General features: G+C 65.7%; 17 protein-coding genes. 10 read left to right on the top strand and 7 right to left on the bottom strand.

All coding sequences use genetic code 11. The features are described from left to right. Nucleotides 1-69: 69 nt before the first annotated feature. Nucleotides 70-1302, bottom strand: coding sequence for a pyridoxal phosphate-dependent aminotransferase (locus tag C477_RS20295; protein ID WP_008896437.1), 1233 nt, complete (start codon nt 1300-1302; stop codon nt 70-72). 155 nt (nt 1303-1457) lie between these two features. Beyond that, nucleotides 1458-2312, bottom strand: a complete 855-nt coding sequence (locus C477_RS20290) for a 3-hydroxyacyl-CoA dehydrogenase family protein (protein WP_008896436.1) — start codon at nt 2310-2312, stop codon at nt 1458-1460. Between the two features lie 80 nt (nt 2313-2392). Between C477_RS20290 and C477_RS20285 the strand changes: the two genes are divergently transcribed. From C477_RS20285 to C477_RS20270, 4 genes are all read left to right on the top strand, one after another. Then, nucleotides 2393-3421 carry an SGNH/GDSL hydrolase family protein gene (locus tag C477_RS20285; RefSeq protein ID WP_049914714.1) on the top strand — a complete coding sequence of 343 codons (1029 nt, stop codon included), beginning with the start codon at nt 2393-2395 and terminating at the stop codon, nt 3419-3421. A gap of 110 nt (nt 3422-3531) precedes the next feature. Beyond that, a complete protein-coding gene (locus C477_RS20280; protein WP_008896434.1) occupies nt 3532-4320 on the top strand; it encodes a hypothetical protein in 789 nt (262 codons plus the stop codon). A gap of 115 nt (nt 4321-4435) precedes the next feature. After that, the gene (locus tag C477_RS20275; protein ID WP_008896433.1) at nt 4436-5230 is read left to right on the top strand and encodes a class I fructose-bisphosphate aldolase; all 795 of its coding nucleotides are present in this window, start codon (nt 4436-4438) and stop codon (nt 5228-5230) included. A gap of 1 nt (nt 5231) precedes the next feature. Continuing rightward, nucleotides 5232-6101 (top strand): class 1 fructose-bisphosphatase, encoded by an 870-nt coding sequence (locus tag C477_RS20270; RefSeq protein ID WP_008896432.1) that lies wholly within the window; start codon nt 5232-5234, stop codon nt 6099-6101. Between the two features lie 108 nt (nt 6102-6209). On the opposite strand, the gene C477_RS20265 is transcribed toward C477_RS20270, so the two are convergent. Further along, nucleotides 6210-6449: a hypothetical protein gene (locus tag C477_RS20265; RefSeq protein WP_008896431.1), complete on the bottom strand. Its 240-nt coding sequence runs from the start codon at nt 6447-6449 to the stop codon at nt 6210-6212. Nucleotides 6450-6524: 75 nt separating this feature from the next. Continuing rightward, nucleotides 6525-7697: a hypothetical protein gene (locus C477_RS20260; protein ID WP_049914713.1), complete on the bottom strand. Its 1173-nt coding sequence runs from the start codon at nt 7695-7697 to the stop codon at nt 6525-6527. 918 nt (nt 7698-8615) lie between these two features. Between C477_RS20260 and C477_RS20255 the strand changes: the two genes are divergently transcribed. Then, nucleotides 8616-8966, top strand: coding sequence for a DUF5658 family protein (locus C477_RS20255; protein ID WP_049914721.1), 351 nt, complete (start codon nt 8616-8618; stop codon nt 8964-8966). On the opposite strand, the gene C477_RS23895 is transcribed toward C477_RS20255, so the two are convergent. Next, the gene (locus C477_RS23895) at nt 8942-9091 is read right to left on the bottom strand and encodes a hypothetical protein (protein WP_160168029.1); all 150 of its coding nucleotides are present in this window, start codon (nt 9089-9091) and stop codon (nt 8942-8944) included. The two genes, C477_RS20255 and C477_RS23895, sit on opposite strands and share 25 nt — an antisense overlap. A 75-nt stretch (nt 9092-9166) precedes the next feature. Between C477_RS23895 and C477_RS20250 the strand changes: the two genes are divergently transcribed. Further along, nucleotides 9167-11866, top strand: a complete 2700-nt coding sequence (locus C477_RS20250) for a PAS domain-containing sensor histidine kinase (RefSeq protein WP_008896428.1) — start codon at nt 9167-9169, stop codon at nt 11864-11866. Between the two features lie 326 nt (nt 11867-12192). After that, nucleotides 12193-12390: a hypothetical protein gene (locus tag C477_RS23700; protein ID WP_152423358.1), complete on the top strand. Its 198-nt coding sequence runs from the start codon at nt 12193-12195 to the stop codon at nt 12388-12390. A 2-nt stretch (nt 12391-12392) separates the two neighbouring features. Here the strand turns inward: C477_RS23700 and C477_RS20240 are convergent, their stop codons facing one another. Further along, the gene (locus tag C477_RS20240; protein ID WP_049914720.1) at nt 12393-13793 is read right to left on the bottom strand and encodes an NAD-dependent succinate-semialdehyde dehydrogenase; all 1401 of its coding nucleotides are present in this window, start codon (nt 13791-13793) and stop codon (nt 12393-12395) included. Nucleotides 13794-13977: 184 nt separating this feature from the next. Here C477_RS20240 and gdhB point away from each other — a divergent pair, with 184 nt between their 5' ends. The 3 genes from gdhB to C477_RS20225 all read left to right on the top strand — a co-directional run bounded on the left by gdhB (nt 13978) and on the right by C477_RS20225 (nt 16967). Beyond that, on the top strand, nt 13978-15252 hold the full coding sequence (gene gdhB / locus C477_RS20235; RefSeq protein WP_008896425.1) for a glutamate dehydrogenase GdhB: 1275 nt from the start codon (nt 13978-13980) through the stop codon (nt 15250-15252). 152 nt (nt 15253-15404) lie between these two features. Next, nucleotides 15405-16100 carry a peroxiredoxin family protein gene (locus tag C477_RS20230; protein ID WP_008896424.1) on the top strand — a complete coding sequence of 232 codons (696 nt, stop codon included), beginning with the start codon at nt 15405-15407 and terminating at the stop codon, nt 16098-16100. A gap of 138 nt (nt 16101-16238) precedes the next feature. Continuing rightward, the gene (locus tag C477_RS20225) at nt 16239-16967 is read left to right on the top strand and encodes a cytochrome c biogenesis protein CcdA (RefSeq protein ID WP_008896423.1); all 729 of its coding nucleotides are present in this window, start codon (nt 16239-16241) and stop codon (nt 16965-16967) included. A 207-nt stretch (nt 16968-17174) separates the two neighbouring features. On the opposite strand, the gene C477_RS20220 is transcribed toward C477_RS20225, so the two are convergent. Next, on the bottom strand, nt 17175-18458 hold the full coding sequence (locus C477_RS20220; protein WP_008896422.1) for a Cdc6/Cdc18 family protein: 1284 nt from the start codon (nt 18456-18458) through the stop codon (nt 17175-17177). Between the last annotated feature and the right edge of the window lie 591 nt (nt 18459-19049).

Genomic DNA, 19049 nt, shown 5'->3' with positions numbered 1-19049 from the left:
CCCCGATACCGCACGCCGGTTTCTCAGACCGCGCTGACTAACGCACCCGTAGTGCGTCGACTGGGACGATCACTCAGCGTCTAGTTCGGTTCGAACCAGTTCCTCGAGCCGATCGAGTCCCAGTTCGAGGCGGTCGCGGTCGTTCGCAAAGCTCAGCCGGAGATGTCCCTCGCCGCCGGCGCCGAAGGCCGTCCCCGGCGCCGTGACGACGCCCTGCTCGTAGAGGAGTCGCTCGGCGACGTCCACGCTCGAGCCCTCGAGCGCGCTCACGTCGACGAACGCGTAGAAGGCCCCCTCGGGTCGAGCGACGGACACGCGGGGGATCGACTCGAGGCGGTCGACGACGTAGTCCCGGCGGGAGCGGAAGGCGGCGGCCATTTCGCGGAACGGCTCCTGAGGTCCGGTCAGCGCCTCGATCGCGGCGTACTGGGCGGGCGTGTTGACGCAGGACGTCGTGCTCTCGTGGATCTTCGCGACCTGTGAAACGACGTCCGCGGGGCCGGCGAGCCAGCCGACGCGCCAGCCGGTCATCGCGTAGGTCTTCGAGAAGGAGTCGATCGAGAGGACCCGCTCGTCGCGGTCGGTGACGTTCGCGACGCGGGGCGGGATCTCGTCGTAGGTGAGCTCCCTGTAGACTTCGTCCGCGATCACGTAGGCGCCGTGGTCGGCAGCGGCGTCGACGACGCGTTCGACGGCGTCGGCGGCGTACGCCCGCCCGGTCGGGTTCGAGGGCGAGGTCAGCGTGACCGCCGCCGTGTCCGGACCGATGGCGTCGACGATCCGCTCGGGATCGGGTTCGAACCCCTCGTCGGCCGGCATCGGCACCTCGACGGGAACGGCGTCGGCGAGCTTCGCCTGCGAGATCGGATTCGGCCACGCGGGCGTCGGCACGACGACCTCCTCGCCGGGGTCGGCGACCGTCTGGATCGCGAGGTGCAGCGCCTCGACGCCGCCGTTCGTGACGACGAGTTCCGACTCGGGATCGACCGCCAGGTCGGCCGATAGCGTCTCGGCGATCGACTCCCTGAGCGCCGGCAGGCCCGCGTTCGAGGTGTATCGGGTCGCCCCGTCGCGGGCGGCCTCGAACGCCGCGTCGACGACGTGTGCCGGCGTGTCGAAGTCGGGTTCGCCGAACTCGAGGTGGACGAGGTCGACCTCGTCCCCGTACTCGCGCTCGTACTCGGCGGCCAGTTCGAACATCACGCGGATCCCCTGGGGCTCGATGTCGCGGACGCGGCCGGAGAGCCGATCGCTCTCAGCGCCGCGTTCGGAGTCGGGTTCGGAGGCGGACGATCGATTCATTGCGCGAACCGACGTCCGTAGACGGCAAGAAGATTCGGTGTCGGAACCGACGGAACTGGGTCGGTCAGCGGGACTCCGGTAACTCGCGTCCCTCGACTCGAGGAAACGACCGCCGACTCGAGGGCGCTGCTCGTATCGGCTACCGATTCGAGGCGCTACTCGTACTCGTAGAACCCCTTCCCCGTCTTCTTGCCGAGGTCGCCGGCCTCGACCTTCCGTTTGAGGAGGTAGGCGGGCGTGTAGCGATCACCGAGTTCCTCGTGTAAGGTCTCGGAGGCGTGCAGGCAGACGTCCAGCCCGATGTGATCGGCCAGCGTCAGCGGGCCCATGGGGACGTTCGTGCCGAGTTCCATCCCCGCGTCGATGTCCTCCTTCGTCGCGACGCCCTCGTCGAAGGCCCGGATCCCCTCGTTGATCCACGGCATCAGGATGCGGTTGGTAACGAAGCCGGGTTTGTCGTCGGCCTCCCAGGTCGTCTTCTCCAGCTCTTCGGCGAGGTCATGTGCGAGCTCGGTCGCCGCCTCGGTCGTCTTCTCGCCGACGACCACCTCGACGCCTTCCATGATCGGAACGGGGTTCATGAAGTGCAGGCCGATCACCCGCTCGGGGTGCTCTAAGTCGCTCGCGATCGAGGTGATCGAGAGCGTGCTCGTGTTCGTCGCGAGCAACACGTCCTCGTCGCAGACCCGCTCGAGATCGGCGAAGACGTCTTTCTTCACGTCGAGCTCCTCGAGGGCGGCCTCGACGACGAGGTCGCAGTCCGACAGCTCGTCGATGAGCGTCGTCCCCTCGATCCGATCGCGGATCGTCTCGGGATCGTCCGCTATGGCGTCCCGGCTCTCGAGGCGGTTGAGGCTGTCCGCGATGGTCTCGAAGCCGCTCTCGACGAACTCCTGCTCGATGTCGCGCATCACGACGTCGTACCCGTTGGTCGCGGCGACCTGTGCGATGCCGCTACCCATCGTTCCCGCGCCGACGACGCCGATCCGCTCGATTCGGTCGCGAACCATGCCTCGAGTTACACGCACCGACTGGTAAACGTGGGGGCGAGAGACCGGAGCTATAAGCCGTTGGGAAAGTCTGTTGAACTATGCAAGTGGATGACATCCAATTCCACAACGTCGGCGATCGTCGACCGGTCGAGGGTCGAGACGGGCAGTTGCTCCAGCGAGTTCCGGAATCGGTACGGACCGAACTCAACGACGGCGCGCAGTCCCGGATGCGCCATCCCGCGGGCGTCGAACTCCGGTTCATCCCCGACGGCGACGCGACGGTAACGCTCTCGACGGTCTCCGGCGGGAGCGCCGAGGAGGGAACCGTCCGCGTCTTCTGGGGGCCGATCCAGGGCTCGACGGAGGTCGTCGTCGGCCCGGAGCCGACCGCGATCGAGGTCTCGCTGCCGGAGAAACTCGCCGACCTCGAGCCGTCGGCCGTCGAGGACCTCGCCTTCGATCCCCGCGTCTGTCGGATCCGGCTACCGGGCGAACACCGCGGCGGACCGATGGTCTACCACGGCGTCGAGGGCGACGTCCGGCCGCCGCGAAACGAGGAACTCCCCGACCGGCGCTATCTCGCCTACGGCACCTCGATCACTGAGGGCGAGGCGCCCCTGGCCGAGCACCTGACCTACGTCGACCAGACGGCGCGCCGACTCGACGCCGACCTCGTCAATCTCGGCTCCTGTGGCACCGCCTACTGCGACGCCGCGATGGCCGACCACATCGCCGAGCGCGACGACTGGGACGTCGCGACGCTCTCGGTCTCGGTGAACATGGTCGGCACGTTCGAGCCCGCGGAGTTCCGCGAGCGGGCCGAACGGCTGATCGAACGCGTGGCGAGCGCCCATCCCGACAAACCGGTCGTCGCAATTACCATCTTCCGCAACGCCATGGACGTCTGTCGGAGCGACGGCGAGACCGAGCGCTGCGAGCGGTTCCGCGAGGAACTGCGCGAAATCGTCGCCGAAACGTCCCACGACAACGTCCACCTCCTCGAGGGACCCGAACTGCTCCCGACGATCGGGGGGCTGACGACCGATCTGGTCCACCCCGGCGACAACGCGATGATCAGGATGGGCGAGACCCTCGCCGCCGAACTCGAGCCCCTGCTCGAGGACTGAGCTCGAACCGTCGACGAGAACCGAATCGAACCGTTCGGTAGAAGAGACATTCGGTTCAAGGGTAACCTTCAAGGAACGAGGGTGTGAGCTATCGGTAACTGGTGAACCGTGTGAGCAAGAACGACGCCGTCACCGAACGGGGAGGGAAGGGGGGCAGCGAATCCAGCGGCGCAGCCGACGCCGACGTCGACGGGGGGACCGAAACGGTCGATCTCGGGATCGGAATCTCGGTCGATCTCGACGTCGACGCCGCCGGCGAGGACGCCGATCACGTCGAACTCGCGTTCGACGAGGACGACTATCTCGAGTCGGCCGACGAATCAGCACAGGGCCGGGCGGACGACGGGAAACGACGCGACCGCGACGGCCGCGGTCGCGGCCGCGAACTCGAGTCCGGCGAGCGCGAGCGCCTCGAGCGCGCCGGCGTCGATCCCGACGCGGTCCGCGAGAAGGAGTACTCCTACCGGCTGTTGCTCGACGCGGGGCTCGACGAGGCGACCGCGGACGCGCTGCGACGACGGTTCTCGCTGCCGTGGTCGTTCGAGGGCGACAGCGACCTCGAGCGGCGCTCGAGCGAGGTGCGCGGCCTCGGGGCCGCCGAGCGCGAGTGGATCGCGGTCAGCGGGGACGAGGACTGGCAGTCCTTCGAGTACGAGCACTCACCGATCGCTGCCGTCGAGCGCGACAAACCCTCGGAGCGGCCGTATCCGAAACCGACGCCCGTGACGGCGGTCACCGGCGTGGGTCCCGACGACGCCGACGACCTGGCCGAGGCCGGCATCCGATCGGCGGAGCGGCTGGCGACGGTGAGCGCCTTCGTGGTCGCCACCGCCCTCGACCTCGACGTCTTGCACGTCCGGAGCTGGCGACACAACGCGCGTGAACTGCTCGATACCTAACGGGATCGCCCGAGTCGACTCGAGCGGCGCTGTCGGGCTAATAACTACGAATGTACGTAATTTCGATAATCCGGACCATCAGAGATATATAGCGGCCTAGTGCACCGTCTAACAGATGATTCCGATCGACGACTCCCCGATCGTTCGCGACGGCAAGTCACTGATTCTCGCGATGGACCACGGACTGGAGCACGGCCCGGTCGACTTCGAGGAGGTCCCGGAGAAACTCGATCCGTCGACGGTGTTCGAGACGGCGACCCACGACGCCGTCACCGCGATGGCCGTCCAGAAGGGGATCGCCGAGGGCTACTACCCCAGCTACGAGGACGACGTCAACCTCCTGTTGAAGTTAAACGGGACGTCGAACCTCTGGATGGGCGAGCCGGACTCGGCGGTCAACTGTTCGGTCGACTACGCCGCCGAAATCGGCGCCGACGCTCTCGGCTTTACCGTCTACGGCGGCTCGAACCACGAGATCGAGATGGTCGAGGAGTTCCGCGACGCCCAGGAGAAGGGCCGCGAGTACGACCTGCCGATGGTCATGTGGTCGTACCCGCGCGGACAGGGGCTGAAAAACGACACCAAGCCGGGTACCATCTCCTACGCGACTCGACTGGCCCTCGAACTTGGCGCCGACATCGCGAAGGTCAAGTATCCCGGCAGCAAGGACGCGATGGCTCATGCGGTGCAGTGTGCCGGCGACATGAACGTCGTCATGTCCGGCGGTTCGAAGACCTCCGACTACGAGTTCCTCTCGACCGTCGAGGCCGTGATCGACGCCGGCGCGACGGGGCTGGCCGTCGGCCGCAACGTCTGGCAGCGCGAGGACCCGACCCGACTGCTCGACGCCCTCGAGAAGGTCATCTACGAGGAGGAGACCGCCGACGCCGCCCTCGAGCAGACTGAATAGGATGACGGTGTCCGATCCAGTTGTCGAGGACGTCGTCGCCACCATCAGTCGGTCGGCGACCGAGATCACGCAGGGGCTCATCGGCCGCCGCGGCGCCGTCGACGAGGAGAACCCCAGCGGCGAGACCCAGATGGAAGCCGACGTCTGGGCCGACGAGATGCTCGGCGAGCGCCTCGCCGCGATCGACGGCGTCGGGCAGTACGCCAGCGAGGAGCGCCCCGAAGCCATCGACTGCGGCGAAGACCCTGACTCGAGCGACGCCTACGCGGTCGCTGTCGACCCGCTGGACGGCTCCTCGAATCTCAGGTCCAACAACGCTATGGGGACGATCTTCGGCGTCTACGACGCCGCGCTGCCGGCTCCGGGCGAGGACCTGATCGCGGCCGGCTACGTCCTCTACGGGCCGATCACGACGATGGTGATCGCCACCGAAGAGACCGTCGCCGAGTACGAGATGACCGGCGGCGAACGGCAACTCATCGAGCGGGACATCGCCCTGCCCGACGAACCGGTCGTCTACGGCTTCGGCGGCCGCGTCCCCGACTGGCCCGCGGACTTCGAGCGCTACGCCCGCGAGGTCGAGGACGATCTCAAGCTCCGCTATGGCGGCGCGATGATCGCCGACGTCAACCAGGTGCTCACCTACGGCGGGGTCTTCGCGTACCCCGCCCTCGAGTCCAGTCCGGAAGGCAAACTGCGGCTGCAGTTCGAGGGCAACCCCATCGGCTACGTCATCGAACGCGCCGGGGGACGGTCCTCGAACGGCGGCAAGTCGCTGCTGTCCGTCGAGCCCGACACGTTACACGACCGGACGCCGGTCCACATCGGTAACGCCGATCTGATCGATCGACTCGAGGAGACGCTCGAGTAATCGCCGTCGTCGGGCGGTTTTCTATAGTAGCCACTGAAAGTCAATGCATACCTGATCGCATGACGGCAGTGCGATCAGTGTGTAATTCGTTTCAGCGGCTACTACAGTTCAATCGCGACGCCACGCCGCCGTAACGGTGACGTAGACGCCGATCCCGGCGATGAGCAGCGCGTAAAACGCCCACCGTGGCCACGCGACCTCGAGGAAAAACAGCGTCAGGAAGACGACCCAGGCCGTGGCGACGAGCAGGTCGACCAGGAGGCGAAGGACGGTACTCACGAAGCCGCGGACGGTTCGACGATTGCGATTCGATTCGTGGTTCGATCCGGAAGCGGTATCAGTTGCCATGGGTTCGGTGCGTGCGGGCGGTGGCGGCGAACGCGGACGTCGTGTGGTCGTGAACGATCATCGGTACAGCGCGGGTCAGAAGTAGTAGCCGTGCTCCTCGGTTATTTTGTAGGCGCCGACGCCCCAGACGTAGCTCTGACCCGGCCACCAGGTCCGGGCGTTGTTGAACCCGGCGATGAGCACCTCGTCGTCCTCGCCCTCGGGGTCGGAATGGAAGCTCACCGACCCGCTGTCGCCGTCTGTCAGGTCCATCTCGCCGCCCCAGCGGATCTGACCGTAGCGACAGAAGTCGTCGGTAAAACAGGTGACCGCGTCGATCCCCTGGATCTTTCCGACCGTGTGGCCGGTCACCGCGCCGACCTTCTCGAGTTCCGCGTCGCGGGCGACGAGGTCGGCGAGTCCGAACCGCGTGAACTGGCCGCGAACGCGGGCCGTCGCCGGCGTGTCGACCCTGTCCGACGGTTCGACGGGTCCGTACGGCTCGACGGCGACGACGTCCTCGGCCGGATGGGCGCGGTCGACGGTGCCGAGTTCGATCGAATCGTTGTTCTCGAGCGGCAACAAGAGTTCGTCGCTGTGCGCCTCTGCACCGCCCTGAAAGGCGTGTTCGGCGGTCACGAACAGTTCTCGTTCGGTGTCGGGATCGTACAGCGTGGGTCCGAGCGTCGCGAGGCTATCGGCCGTTTCGCAGGCGATTCCGGTCGGCACCGCGTCGTCCGTGATGGAGTTCGCCAGCCGCGGATCGAGGTTCTCGGGTCCCTGTTCGATATCGTCGATGTCGATGATCGTCTCGATATCGATCGAGACGCCATCGGCGAGGCCGTCGAGCGCCTCGCGAATCGAACCCGCGTCGCTCGAGATGCCGACGGAAACGGACGCGGTAGCGCTGTCGTAGGAGCCGGGGACGACGGCGCTGCCGAGGTAGCCGGTAAACGCCGTCCGCGCCAGCAACTGGTTTAGCTCGAACGCTTTCTGGACGGTGGCATACCACTCCGCGGGAACGTACTTCGTTCGCTTCTCGAGGGACCACGGGTCGTCGGGATCGGGTCTGACGAACGCGGTGACGATCGGGACCTCGCCGTCGTCGGCTGCGAGGAAGTCGTCGACGCCGAGCAGCCCCGCGACGCCGATCCCGTAGCCGCCGGTAACCAGGGTCCGGAGAAACTCGCGACGGTCCATGCCTGCCTCGATCCGGTCTCGAATCGTCGCGAGACGGTGACTGAGATGCTCGGTATATGTACGTTCCATGCCGCTACTCGATAGTTCAACTCGGATGCACCCCGCGTGGTGGCAAAGCTAATGTTCACCTACACGGGAGGGTCGATCAGGATGAGATACAAGGGCAAAATCGTCGAAAGCGATTCTGCCTGCAGTTGCCGTTTCCGTTTCGGATCGCGCGGATCGAGTCCCGATATAATAGCTGGACGACTGAACGCGAGCGTTGGTGGTAGTCGCCCGTCCAGCGTACGATGTCTCCGTGCTGGTGACCACGGAGGCAGTACGGCCGGGCAGCGCGGATCGAAGGGGGTCGCACTTTTCCGCGACCGACTTCGGCTCCGTCCGCCCGCCCGTACGACTCACTCCCGATCGGTTCGCGTCCCACGGCACGCGATCCTCCTCATCCCTCGTGGCGAACTCCAAAGATCGGTGCGGTCGACGCGAACCGCTTTCCTCTCTTTCCCTCTGTGCCGTTGTCGACGCAGTCCGGCAGCCGCTTCCGCCCTCCGATGACGAACGACGTGTCGATCGCGCTTCGCATCGCTCGAGTTTCACGTTGTCAAACGCCAGTATCGATTGGTTACCCGACCGAAGCGGACTACTACCGGCGGAGCCGGCTGGGTGCCACCGGGATCGCCCCTCGTAACGAAATCCCGTTCGAGACCCGCTCATTGGACTCGTCCCAGCAGGACCGCTACTCGATCCGTGCCGACTACCGACGGTCGTCCCAAGTCGCTCGACCGACGACGGACTATCTCGTCGGTCCGAACGTTGGGTCGTTCTCGAGACCCTCGCGATGACGTTCGGCACCGGTTACCGACGCGTTACGCGGACGGCGCAGCGCCTACGGTTCCCATAACAATACCACGAGCTGTGGAACCCTTGCGTGTCCGTGACACGCACCCGACGCTCGATCACGACGACCGGTTCGACTCCGGTGGGGAGCCCATGAGCTCCGACGGCGCCTACCCGCGATTCGAACTCCCGCTCGAGGTCTCGCCGGCCGCCCTCGAGCGCGCGCTGTGGGTTTTCGTCGCCCTCTCGCTGTTCGGAGACGTTCTGACGACGTTCGCCGGACTGCGGCTCGGGTTGGTCGAATCGAACCCGGTCGCCCGCAGCGTGATCGACGGCTACGGCTTCGTCGGCATGTTCGTTCTCAAGGGGCTGGCGATCGTCATCGGGCTGGTCTGTCGTCCCCTCCTGCCCCTCGCCTATCGGGCCGTCGTCCCCGCCGGACTCGCCGTTCCCTGGACGCTCGCCGTCTGTATTAACCTCTACGTGATCTCGACGGTAGCGTAGCGGCCCTCGAGGAGACCGAGGCGCTCCATCCGCCGGGACTCGAGGACGGGGAGACGCAGCCGTGGGGCGTGGGGCTGTGACCGGTGTTCGGCGGCCCCGCTTTCGCCGGTCCGGAGCGAACACATGTCGGGAGATCCACTTGTGCTCGAGTCGGAATCCCGTGCAGAGAACTTATTGGACTCGATAAATTCTCCTTTCGCATGGAGAGAGCGACGGGGGAAACCGACGTGAACTGTTGGGCGGAGGCGGACGCGCCCGAGGCCCTCCAGCGCTACCGGACGCTCGTGAATTCGGTCGACGACGGGATCTACCAACTGGACCGCGAAGGCCGATTCGTCGCTGTCAACGATACCATCGTCGAGATGACCGGCTACGCACGGGAGGAACTCCTCGGTGAACCCGTCTCCCTGCTTCTCGACGAGGACGACGTCGAGCGGATCGGTCAGGAGATACGGCGGCGGCTCTCGAGCGACGAACCGGGTGCGGACGCGATCGAGTTCACGGTGCACACCGCCGATGGGGACGAAATCGACTGCGAGTTACAGCTGAGTCTCCTCGTCGACGGCGAGGCGTCGGAGACGCCTCGAGAAGGCGGTGAAACCGCCGACAGCGATTTTCAGGGGACGGTGGGCGTCGTCCGCGACGTCACCGACCGGAACCGGGCCGAACAGCGCCTCAAGGAACGCGAACAGCAGCTCCGGCGCGAGCGCGACCTGACTGACCGACTCCTCGAAACCAGTCCCGTCGGTATCCAGGTGTTAGACGACGAGGGCGAGGTCACGAGGATGAACGGGCGGATCAAGGAGCTCCTCGACGCCTACGACGACTCCTACTCGCCCTCGGATCGAACGGTCTACGACGAAAACGGCGACCGAGTCTCCGTCGAAGAGCACCCGTTCTCTCGGACCCTGGAAACCGGCGAGCCGGTCTACGACGAGATTCTCCGGGTCGAACTCCCGGGCGGCGACCGGCGCTGGCTGTCGGTCAACGCGGCGCCGATCGTCGACGAGAACGGGGGGATAGACCGCGTGGTCACGACGGGCGAAGACGTCACCGACCTCAAGGAGCGCGAACGGGAGCTCCGGGCGCATCGAGACACGCTCGAGACCGAACTGGAAGAGGTCTACGGACGCGTCACCGATGCGTTCTACGCACTGGACGACCGGTGGCGGTTCACGTACGTCAACGAGCGGGCAGCGGAACTCCTCGGCGTGACCGAGGAGGAGTTGCTCGGAGCGGACCTCTGGGAAACGTTCCCGGAGTCGACCACCGCCGACGAGGTCCGGGAGAGTCTCCGAACAGCGATGGAGGACCAAGAGGCGACGACCTTCGAAGTCTTCTCGGAGTTACTCGGGTTCTGGATCGAGGCGCGGATCTATCCGTCGGAGACCGGACTCTCGGTCTACTTCAACGACATCACCGAGCGCAAGGAGCGTGAACGGGAGCTGGAACTGTTTCGAACACTTCTCGATCACTCCACCGACAGCGTGTTCGTAATCGACCCCGATACGGGAGCGATTCTCGACAGCAACGACACCGCCTGTCGCTCCCTTGGCTACTCGCGAGCGGAACTGCTCCGGTTGTCCGTCCCCGATATCGATACCGAACTACCGACGCGGGAAGCGTGGCAGCCCTTCGTCGCGGACCTGCGAGCCGAGGGGGAAACCACCTTCGAAGGGACGCATCGGCGGAAGGACGGGACGACGTTCCCGGTGGAAATCGACATCTCCCACGTCGAACTAGATCGCGAGTACGTCCTCGCGATATCGCGCGACGTCACCGAACGCAGGGAGCGCAAGCGGGCGATGGAAGAACGAAAGCGGGAGCTCCGGACGCTGATCGAGTTGCTCCCGGTCGCCGTGTTCGTCGCCGACGACGACGGGCGGATCCTCGAGTGGAACGAGGCGGCCGAAGAGGTCTGGGGCGGGGAGGTCGCCGAATCCGAGTCGATCGCCGAGTACGATCGATACGACGGCTGGTGGGCGGACACGGGCGAGCCGGTCGACCCCGACGAATGGGCGCTCGCCCGAGCGGTCCGGGGCGAAGAGGTTCCCGATCCGGACGAGATCGAAATCGAGGGCTTCGACGGAGAGCGCCGCACGGTCCTGAATCACGGCATGCCCATCCGGGACGAGAACGGCGAGGTGAGTCGCGCGGTCATTACCCTCGTCGACATCACCGAGCGCAAGGAGTACCAGCGGCAACTCGAGAAGACCAACGAGCGCCTCGAGCGGTTCGCCTACGCCGCCTCCCACGACTTGCAGGAACCCCTGCGGATGGTCTCGAGCTACCTGCAGATGATCGAGCACCGCTACAGCGACGACCTCGACGAAGAGGGTCGGGAATTCCTCGAGTTCGCCGTCGACGGTGCCGAACGGATGCGCGAGATGATCGACGGCCTGCTCGAGTACTCCCGCGTCCAGACGCAGGCGAACCCGTTCGAGCCGGTCGAGTTAGGCGACGTCCTCGCGGACGTCCGCGAAGACTTGCAGGTGAAAATCGAGGAACACGACGCCACGATCGTCGCCGAGGACCTCCCGCGTATCGAGGGCGATCCCAGCCAGATCCGGCAGGTCCTCCAGAACCTGCTCGATAACGCCATCGAGTACAGCGGCGAGGGGCCGCCGCGGATTCGCGTTACCGCCGAACGCGACGGAGCGGAGTGCGTGGTCGCAGTTCGGGATAACGGGATCGGCATCGACCCCGACGAGGCCGACCGCATTTTCGACGTATTCGAGCGGCTACACAGCCGCGACGAACACTCGGGAACCGGGATCGGGCTGGCGCTGTGTGAGCGCGTCGTCGAGCGCCACGGCGGCGAGATCTGGGTCGAGTCCGAGCCCGGAGACGGAACGACGTTCTCGTTCACGCTTCCCGTCGCGACCGACCGCGATACGTGACCGCCCGCCACTCGACCGCAGCGACACCGCGCCGCGGCGCGCAGGCTTTCCGTTCTCGAGCGCCGCGGCGCGGGCGAACCTGCGGTAGCGGCGTTTCCTCGCGCCGACGTCTCCGCTCCGACTCGACCGACGTCACTCCGACCTCGCCGCCCCAGATACCTTGATAACAGTTGGCGTGGTAGGGCGAACCGACCCCGCATTTGAGGGGTGGCGAGATCGGACCGACGGCGGCCGAGCGGCGACGACTCGAGTCGACGGCGAACGGAGACGCGGACGCAGCGAGAACCGGACTGCGACCGAACCGCGACGAGATCAGCACGAAATCGATGCCACTGCCACCGGAGCCGATGTTGCTGTACGTGATCGTCACGTCGGTCGTCTACGGGTTGCTGTGGCGATGGTGGTGGACGACGGTCGAGAACGGCGGCGTCGAACTCAGCTACTCCGAGGACCGACTTTTGGACGCCGAGAACGCGGACGGACGCCGCGACGACGACGCCGAGGTTCGGTTCCGCGACGAATAGCGTTACTCGACCATCTCCGTTTCCTCTCCGGCGTCGCCTTGCACCCAGATCGTCTTTCGGTTGACGAACTCCCGGATGCCGTCGCGGGCGAGTTCGCGACCGTAGCCGGAGTCCTTCACGCCGCCGAAGGGCAAGCGCGGGTCGGACTTGACGAGTTCGTTGACGAACGCCAGCCCGGACTCGAACTGCCGGGCGACTCGCTCCCCGCGCTCTAAGTCCTCGGTCCAGACGCTGGCGCCGAGGCCGAAGCGGGTGTCGTTGGCCTTCTCGATCGCGGCCGCCTCGTCGGGGACGCGAAACACCGTCGCGACGGGTCCGAACAGTTCCTCCCGATCCGCGGGCGCGTTTTCCGGAACGTCGGTGAGGACGGTCGGCGGGTAGAACGCGCCGTCACGGTCCATCGGCTCGCCGCCGAGCCGACACTCGCCGCCCTGGTCGAGCGTCTCCTCGACCTGTTCGTGAAGCTCCGCCGCGAGGTCCTCGCGGGCCTGCGGGCCGATATCGGTCTCCTCGTCCATCGGATCGCCGACCGTCTGGGCGTCCATCTCCTCGACGAAGCGCTCGAGGAACTCGTCGTAGACCTCGTCGACGACGACGAACCGTTTGGCCGCGATGCAAGACTGACCGTTGTTGATGAGCCGTGCCTGCACCGCCGTCTCGACGGTTTTGTCCATGGGCGCGTCCTCGAGGACGACGAAGGGATCGCTGCCGCCCAGTTCGAGGACGTTCTTCTTGAGTTGGCTGCCGGCCGTTTCGGCGACCGATCGGCCTGCGCCGTCGCTGCCGGTGATGGTGACGCCCGCGATCCGGTCGTCTTCGATCACCTCGTCGATCTCGCTCGAGCTAATCAGCAGCGTCGTGAACGCGCCCTCGGGGAAGCCTGCCTCCCGAAACACGTCCTCGATCGCCCGCGCGCAGCCGGGGACGTTCGAGGCGTGTTTCAGGAGGCCGACGTTACCTGCCGCGAGGTTGGGCGCGGCGAAGCGAAACACCTGCCAGAACGGGAAGTTCCAGGGCATGATCGCCAGGATCGGCCCCAGCGGCTCGTAGGAGAGGAGCGTCCGGGCCTCGGGCTCGCTCGCGATGACTTCGTCGTCGAGGTGCTCGGCGGCGTGTTCGGCGTAGTAGTCACAGACCCAGACGCACTTCTCGACCTCGTCGCGGGCCTGTCCGATGGGCTTGCCCATCTCCTCGGTCATCAGTTCGGCGTACTCCTCGCTGTTCTCGCGGAGGACGTCGGCCGCCGCGGACAGCAGTTGCTGGCGGTGCTCGATCGGCGTCTCGCTCCACTCCTCGAAGGTCTCGACCGCGCGCTCGAGGTGGGCCTCCCGATCGCCGCTCGAGGTCTCGTCGAAGGTGCCGACAACCTCGCCCGTCGCCGGATTGGTGCTTTCGATGGACACGCGGATCCAGACCACGACGAGGCGCTTCAAACGTGGGGTGGCGATGGAAGGGGCGCGACCGCGCGCCCGTAGCGTGCCTCGAGCGTACGGAGACGGCACGCGGCCGCCGACGCAGACGAGTGCAGTGCCAAGGGTTTTGCCCGGGCTCGAGCAAGATTCGAGCCACGGAGCCCTCGATTCTACCATGACAGCTGCTGATCCACAGTCAGAATCCGAGCCGGAGAGCGCCGTCGAAACAGCCCGTCACCAACTCGAGCGCGCGGCGGCCCACCTCGACGTCGACGAGGGGATCGTCGAACGACTTCGCCACCCGACGAGCGTCCACCGGGTGACGGTCCCCCTCGAGCGCGACGACGGCTCCCGCGAGATGTTCACGGGGTATCGGGCTCACCACGACAGCGTTCGCGGCCCGTACAAGGGCGGCCTGCGCTACCATCCGGAGGTATCCGAGGAGGAGTGCGTCGGCCTCTCGATGTGGATGACCTGGAAGTGCGCGGTGATGGACCTCCCCTTCGGCGGCGGGAAGGGGGGCATCATCGTCAATCCGAAGGAGCTCAGCAGCGACGAGAAAGAGCGACTCACCCGCCGCTTCGCGGAGGAGCTGCGGCCGGTGATCGGCCCGATGACGGACATCCCCGCGCCCGACATGGGGACGGATCCGCAGACGATGGCCTGGTTCATGGACGCCTACTCGATGCAACAGGGCGAGACCACGCCCGGCGTCGTCACCGGCAAGCCGCCGATCGTCGGGGGCAGCTACGGCCGCGAGGAGGCGCCGGGCCGCAGCGTCGGGATCATCACGCGCGAGGCCATGGCGTACTACGACTGGGACGTCGAGGAGACGACCGTCGCCGTCCAGGGCTTCGGCAGCGTCGGCGCCAACGCGGCCCGGTATCTCGACGAGCTCGGCGCCTCCGTCGTCGCCGTCTCGGACGTCGACGGCGCCATCTACGATCCCGACGGACTCGACACGACCGACGTCGAGGACCACGACGAGAGTCCGGGCATGGTTTCGGGCTACGACGCGCCCGAGACGCTCACGAACGAGGAACTGCTCGAGTTGGACGTGGACGTGCTCGTCCCCGCCGCGATCGGGAACGTCCTGACCGGCGAGAACGCCCGCGACATCGAGGCCGACATGATCGTCGAAGGGGCCAACGGGCCGACGACCACCACGGCCGAGCGCATCTTCGAGGAACACGGGATTCCGGTCATTCCGGACATCATCGCCAACGCCGGCGGCGTCACCGTCTCGTACTTCGAGTGGCTCCAGGACATCAATCGCCGGGCGTGGACGCTCGAACGGGTCAACGACGAACTCGAGAGCGAGATGTGTACGGCCTGGGAAGACGTCCGGACGGAGTACGACAATCGGGACGTCACCTGGCGGGACGCGACCTACATCGTCGCCCTCGAGCGGATCGCGAGCGCCCACGAGACCCGCGGGCTCTGGCCGTAGTCGGGTACTGCCTCGAGGGGTCGCACACTATCCGTGCGACGCGGGACTTTCGACGGGTGCCGACGGCGGACGAACCGTCGCCCGACAGCGCGGGCACGTATCGAGACGCGTACCAGAATTATTGTTAGTCCGCCGCACTAGAGTACGGTAGAATGACGACTGGACGCGATACGATCCCTCGACGGAACATCCTTCGGACAGTCGGTGCGGGGTCGATCGCCGCCCTCGCGGGATGTGCGGGGACCGACGACGGCGAATCAGACGAGGAGTCCGCGCCGGAGCCGGAAGCGGTCGACGTCAGCGAGGACGCGACCTGGCGGACCGCGTCGCTGACCGACGTGACGAGCGGCGAAGCGTTCCGCGTCGAGGACGCCGAGCGGCCGGTCATTGTCCACACGTTCTCGACGGGCTGTGCCGTCTGTCGATCCCAAGACCGCGAATTCGATGATCTCTATCCGAACGCTGACGTCGAGATCGTCGACCTCACGATCTATTCGAGCGATGACCCGGAGACACTCCGGAGCTACGCGAACGAAGAGGGCTACGAGTGGCGGTTCGGAACCGCAACCGACGAGGTCACGAGCGATCTCATCTCGGACTTCGGACGGGAGGTGACCAGCAGCGCGAACTCGCCGGTCATCGTCGTCTGTCCGAACGACGGCGTATACAGGCTCGAGAAGAAGGCCGACGCCGAACATCTCGAGTCGATCCTCGCGGACGTCTGCGGACCGGTCGACTCGAACGGTTCGGACGATTCGGGCACTACCAGCAACTCGAGCGATGCCGGTAACTCGAGCGACTCGGACGACTCTGGCGACGCAACTGACTCGGACGACTCGAGCGCATAACTGAGCGATGAACCCCCTCACTCGAGCGGTCTATCTCGATCGGTCGCCCCGACACGACGAATCCCGTAGCGAGTCGCGACGCCCGGCAACCGCTCTTTCGAGCCCGACACCGAAGCCGACCGCGAGGGCGCGACCGAGATGACGTCGACGACCGCCGCGCTGCTCGAGTTCTTCCTGATCGGTCTCGCGACGCCGCTGACCGCGACGTGCGCCGTGCCGCTGTATCCGGCCTTCATCGCCTACCTGGCCTCGGCCGGCGAGGGGAGCCGCGAGACGCCCGTCGCGGTGCTCGGAGGGCTCGTCGTCGCGGGCGTCCTCGCGTTCGTGACGCTCGTCGGGTTGCTGTGGACCGTCGTCTTCGAAGCCGGCGTTTCGGACGCCGTCGGTTTCGTTTCGCCCGTCGCCTTCGCCGTCCTCGCCGTCGTCGGCGCGGTGTTGATCGTCTCGCCGGGCGGGTTCGCCCGGCTGCCGACAATCGAACCGCCGCACACGCGGTACCCAACGCTGTCGGCGTTCGGCTACGGCTTCTTCTTCGGGGCGACCGTCCTCCCCTGTAACCCGGGGCTGATCGCGCTGTTCTTCGGGCGATCGACGGTCGCCTTCCCCGCGTTCGACTCGCAACTCGAGGTCATGCTCGGCTTCCTCGCGTTCGGGCTGGGGATCGGCGCTCCGCTGCTGGCGTTCGCCCTCGTCTCCCAGCCGTTCGGCCGGCGCGTCACGCGGACGCTGGCCCGCTACAGCGGTCCGATCAATCGGGTCGTCGGCGTCGTGTTGCTCGTCGTCTCGCTGTACTACCTGCTGTTCGTCTTCAACGTCGTCCCCGGAACCGCGGGGCTGGAACCGCCGTTCGATCTCTATCTGGGGTGACCGGAACGTTCCTATCGCTCGTCGTCGATCGACGACGAGCGGCGGGACCCCCACCCCTCGTTCAGAGTGAAAAGCGTCCGAAGCGGGGTGGGGGGTGAGGAGTGGATGAGGGTTAGGGGGAGGAGACTCGAGTCTCACATCTCGAGTGCTGTCTATCCCATGTCGAGACGACCGATCGAAAATGAAGAGGCCGTGTCGCAACCGCCGTCAGTCGAACGAAGAGAGGTCGGTATCGCGACCGCCGGTCGCCGGTCCGGTCTCGGCGAGTCGGTCGTAGGTCGGGAGCTCCTCGAGCGAGGCGTCGCGGCGGACGGCCTTGACGATGTGTTTCGGATCGGTGACCAGCCGGTGGAGGAGGTAACTTCCCTGCGAGCGGCCGCCGCCGGTCTTCTCGGACTCGATCACGCCGAGGAACGCCTGTTCCTTCAATTGGCGGTAGAGCCCGTTCTCGGTGATCGGGTCGGTCGCGACGAGATCGCAGATGCCGACGTATCGCTCGTAGATCTCGCGGGTCTTGTACGTCTCCCGCTCCCCGGTGATGATGTGACTCGCCAGCGCGTAGAGAGCGAGTTTCGCGTGGACGGTCGCCCCGCTGGTGAGTTCCTCGATCCGGTTGATCTCGGCGACCTCCTGGGCCTGCTTGATGTGGTCCTCCGAGACGATCTCGCTCCCGGTGCGCCGAGCGAGTTCGCCGGCCTCCTTCAGGATCTCGATCGCCTTCCGCGCGTCGCCGTGTTTCTTCGCCGCCAGCGCGGCGCAGAGTTCGATCGTTCCGTCCGCGAGGACGTCGGGCTGGAAGGCGTCCTCGCGGTTACGCATGATCTCTCGGAGCTGGGAGGCGTCGTAGGGATGGAAGAACAGTTCGCGGTGACCGAAGCTGCTGTCGATGCGTTCGTCGAGCGTCTCCCGGTACTTGACCTTGTTACTGATCCCGATGACGCCGATGTAAGCGTCGGTCTTCCGGGCCTCGCGGGCCCGCGAGAGCTGCATCAGAATGTTGCTATTGTCCAGTTTGTCGATCTCGTCCAAGATGACGACGACCGCGTCGAAGCAGTCCTCGAGGATCGCCCAGATGTGCTGGTAGTACTCCATCGTCCCGACGCCCCGAACCGGGATGTTCTCTCGGTAGTCGGTGCCGTCCTTGAGACTGAGCGCCAACTGGCGCGTCGTCCGCGTCTCCGTGTTCGCCTCCGAGCAGTCGACGTAGAGCACGCCGCAGTCGATACCGTTTCCTCGAGCGGCGTTCCGAGCGCGCGTCGCGACGTGTCGGGAGATGAGGCTCTTGCCGGTTCCTGTCTTCCCGTAAATCATCACGTTGTTCGGCGGATCGCCGCGCGTGATCGCGCCGATCTCGGCGGCGACGGATTCGATCTCGTCGTCCCGCCCGACGATCCGATCCTCGTCGGGGACGTGCCCGACGTGGAGGAGTTCCTTCCGATCGAAGATCGGATCCTGTGATTGAAAAAGCGGGTCCCCTGCCTGATCAGCCATGTCTCCGTGCTCGAAGAGCGACCTAATAAATCTGTGGAAGGTAGTTCAGACTGATAAACCGACTCGAGACGATCTCAGAGGCAGCGTACCGGCGGGAACCGCTCGAGTGGATCTCGTTCCCGAATCAGACTGAAGGTCGACGGACGCCGGCTCCGACCGGGAGACCCGGACCCCTCGTTCAGAGTGAAATGGATATCGCGGACACCCCGGTCGGTCACTTCGTGATCAGTACTCTTTCCGCTCACCGAATTCTGCTGGGCGACCTCATAGATAATTTTGGAAACGGATAATCCCCCGTAAACCGGCTTCGTCCGTCCTGATCCCCGGGTTCTCTCCAACCCTCTTTCTGCTTTCTTTCTACTAGTCTAGAAAGAGCTAGATATAGTAGTATTATGTCTTGTGGTAGGAGAATCAGATTCCTCTACACTAGTATTGAAATATCTGAATTGGAATTCCGTGTCAGGAAACCTCATCACACCTCACGCACGCTCCTTCCCCACCACCGAGTACAGGGTCCCCCCGGTCTCGAACACCGTTTCACTCTGAACGAGGGGAGGGACCCTCGAGTCCGACTCCAGTCTAACCGTATCT

The sequence above is a fragment of the Haloterrigena salina JCM 13891 genome, assembly GCF_000337495.1.
Classification (GTDB): Archaea; Halobacteriota; Halobacteria; order Halobacteriales; family Natrialbaceae; genus Haloterrigena; species Haloterrigena salina.
This window is presented reverse-complemented; position numbering and strand designations above follow the sequence as displayed.

Coding starts and splice junctions, on each gene's coding strand:
- C477_RS20225 (WP_008896423.1), top strand. CDS start 16,239: ATGACGTCGACGACCGCCGCGCTGCTCGAGTTCTTCCTGATCGGTCTC.
- C477_RS20290 (WP_008896436.1), bottom strand. CDS start 2,312: ATGGTTCGCGACCGAATCGAGCGGATCGGCGTCGTCGGCGCGGGAACG.
- C477_RS20255 (WP_049914721.1), top strand. CDS start 8,616: ATGAGCTCCGACGGCGCCTACCCGCGATTCGAACTCCCGCTCGAGGTC.
- C477_RS23895 (WP_160168029.1), bottom strand. CDS start 9,091: ATGTGTTCGCTCCGGACCGGCGAAAGCGGGGCCGCCGAACACCGGTCA.
- C477_RS23700 (WP_152423358.1), top strand. CDS start 12,193: ATGCCACTGCCACCGGAGCCGATGTTGCTGTACGTGATCGTCACGTCG.
- C477_RS20220 (WP_008896422.1), bottom strand. CDS start 18,458: ATGGCTGATCAGGCAGGGGACCCGCTTTTTCAATCACAGGATCCGATC.
- C477_RS20230 (WP_008896424.1), top strand. CDS start 15,405: ATGACGACTGGACGCGATACGATCCCTCGACGGAACATCCTTCGGACA.
- gdhB (WP_008896425.1), top strand. CDS start 13,978: ATGACAGCTGCTGATCCACAGTCAGAATCCGAGCCGGAGAGCGCCGTC.
- C477_RS20250 (WP_008896428.1), top strand. CDS start 9,167: ATGGAGAGAGCGACGGGGGAAACCGACGTGAACTGTTGGGCGGAGGCG.
- C477_RS20275 (WP_008896433.1), top strand. CDS start 4,436: ATGATTCCGATCGACGACTCCCCGATCGTTCGCGACGGCAAGTCACTG.
- C477_RS20295 (WP_008896437.1), bottom strand. CDS start 1,302: ATGAATCGATCGTCCGCCTCCGAACCCGACTCCGAACGCGGCGCTGAG.
- C477_RS20265 (WP_008896431.1), bottom strand. CDS start 6,449: ATGGCAACTGATACCGCTTCCGGATCGAACCACGAATCGAATCGCAAT.
- C477_RS20285 (WP_049914714.1), top strand. CDS start 2,393: ATGCAAGTGGATGACATCCAATTCCACAACGTCGGCGATCGTCGACCG.
- C477_RS20270 (WP_008896432.1), top strand. CDS start 5,232: ATGACGGTGTCCGATCCAGTTGTCGAGGACGTCGTCGCCACCATCAGT.
- C477_RS20260 (WP_049914713.1), bottom strand. CDS start 7,697: ATGGAACGTACATATACCGAGCATCTCAGTCACCGTCTCGCGACGATT.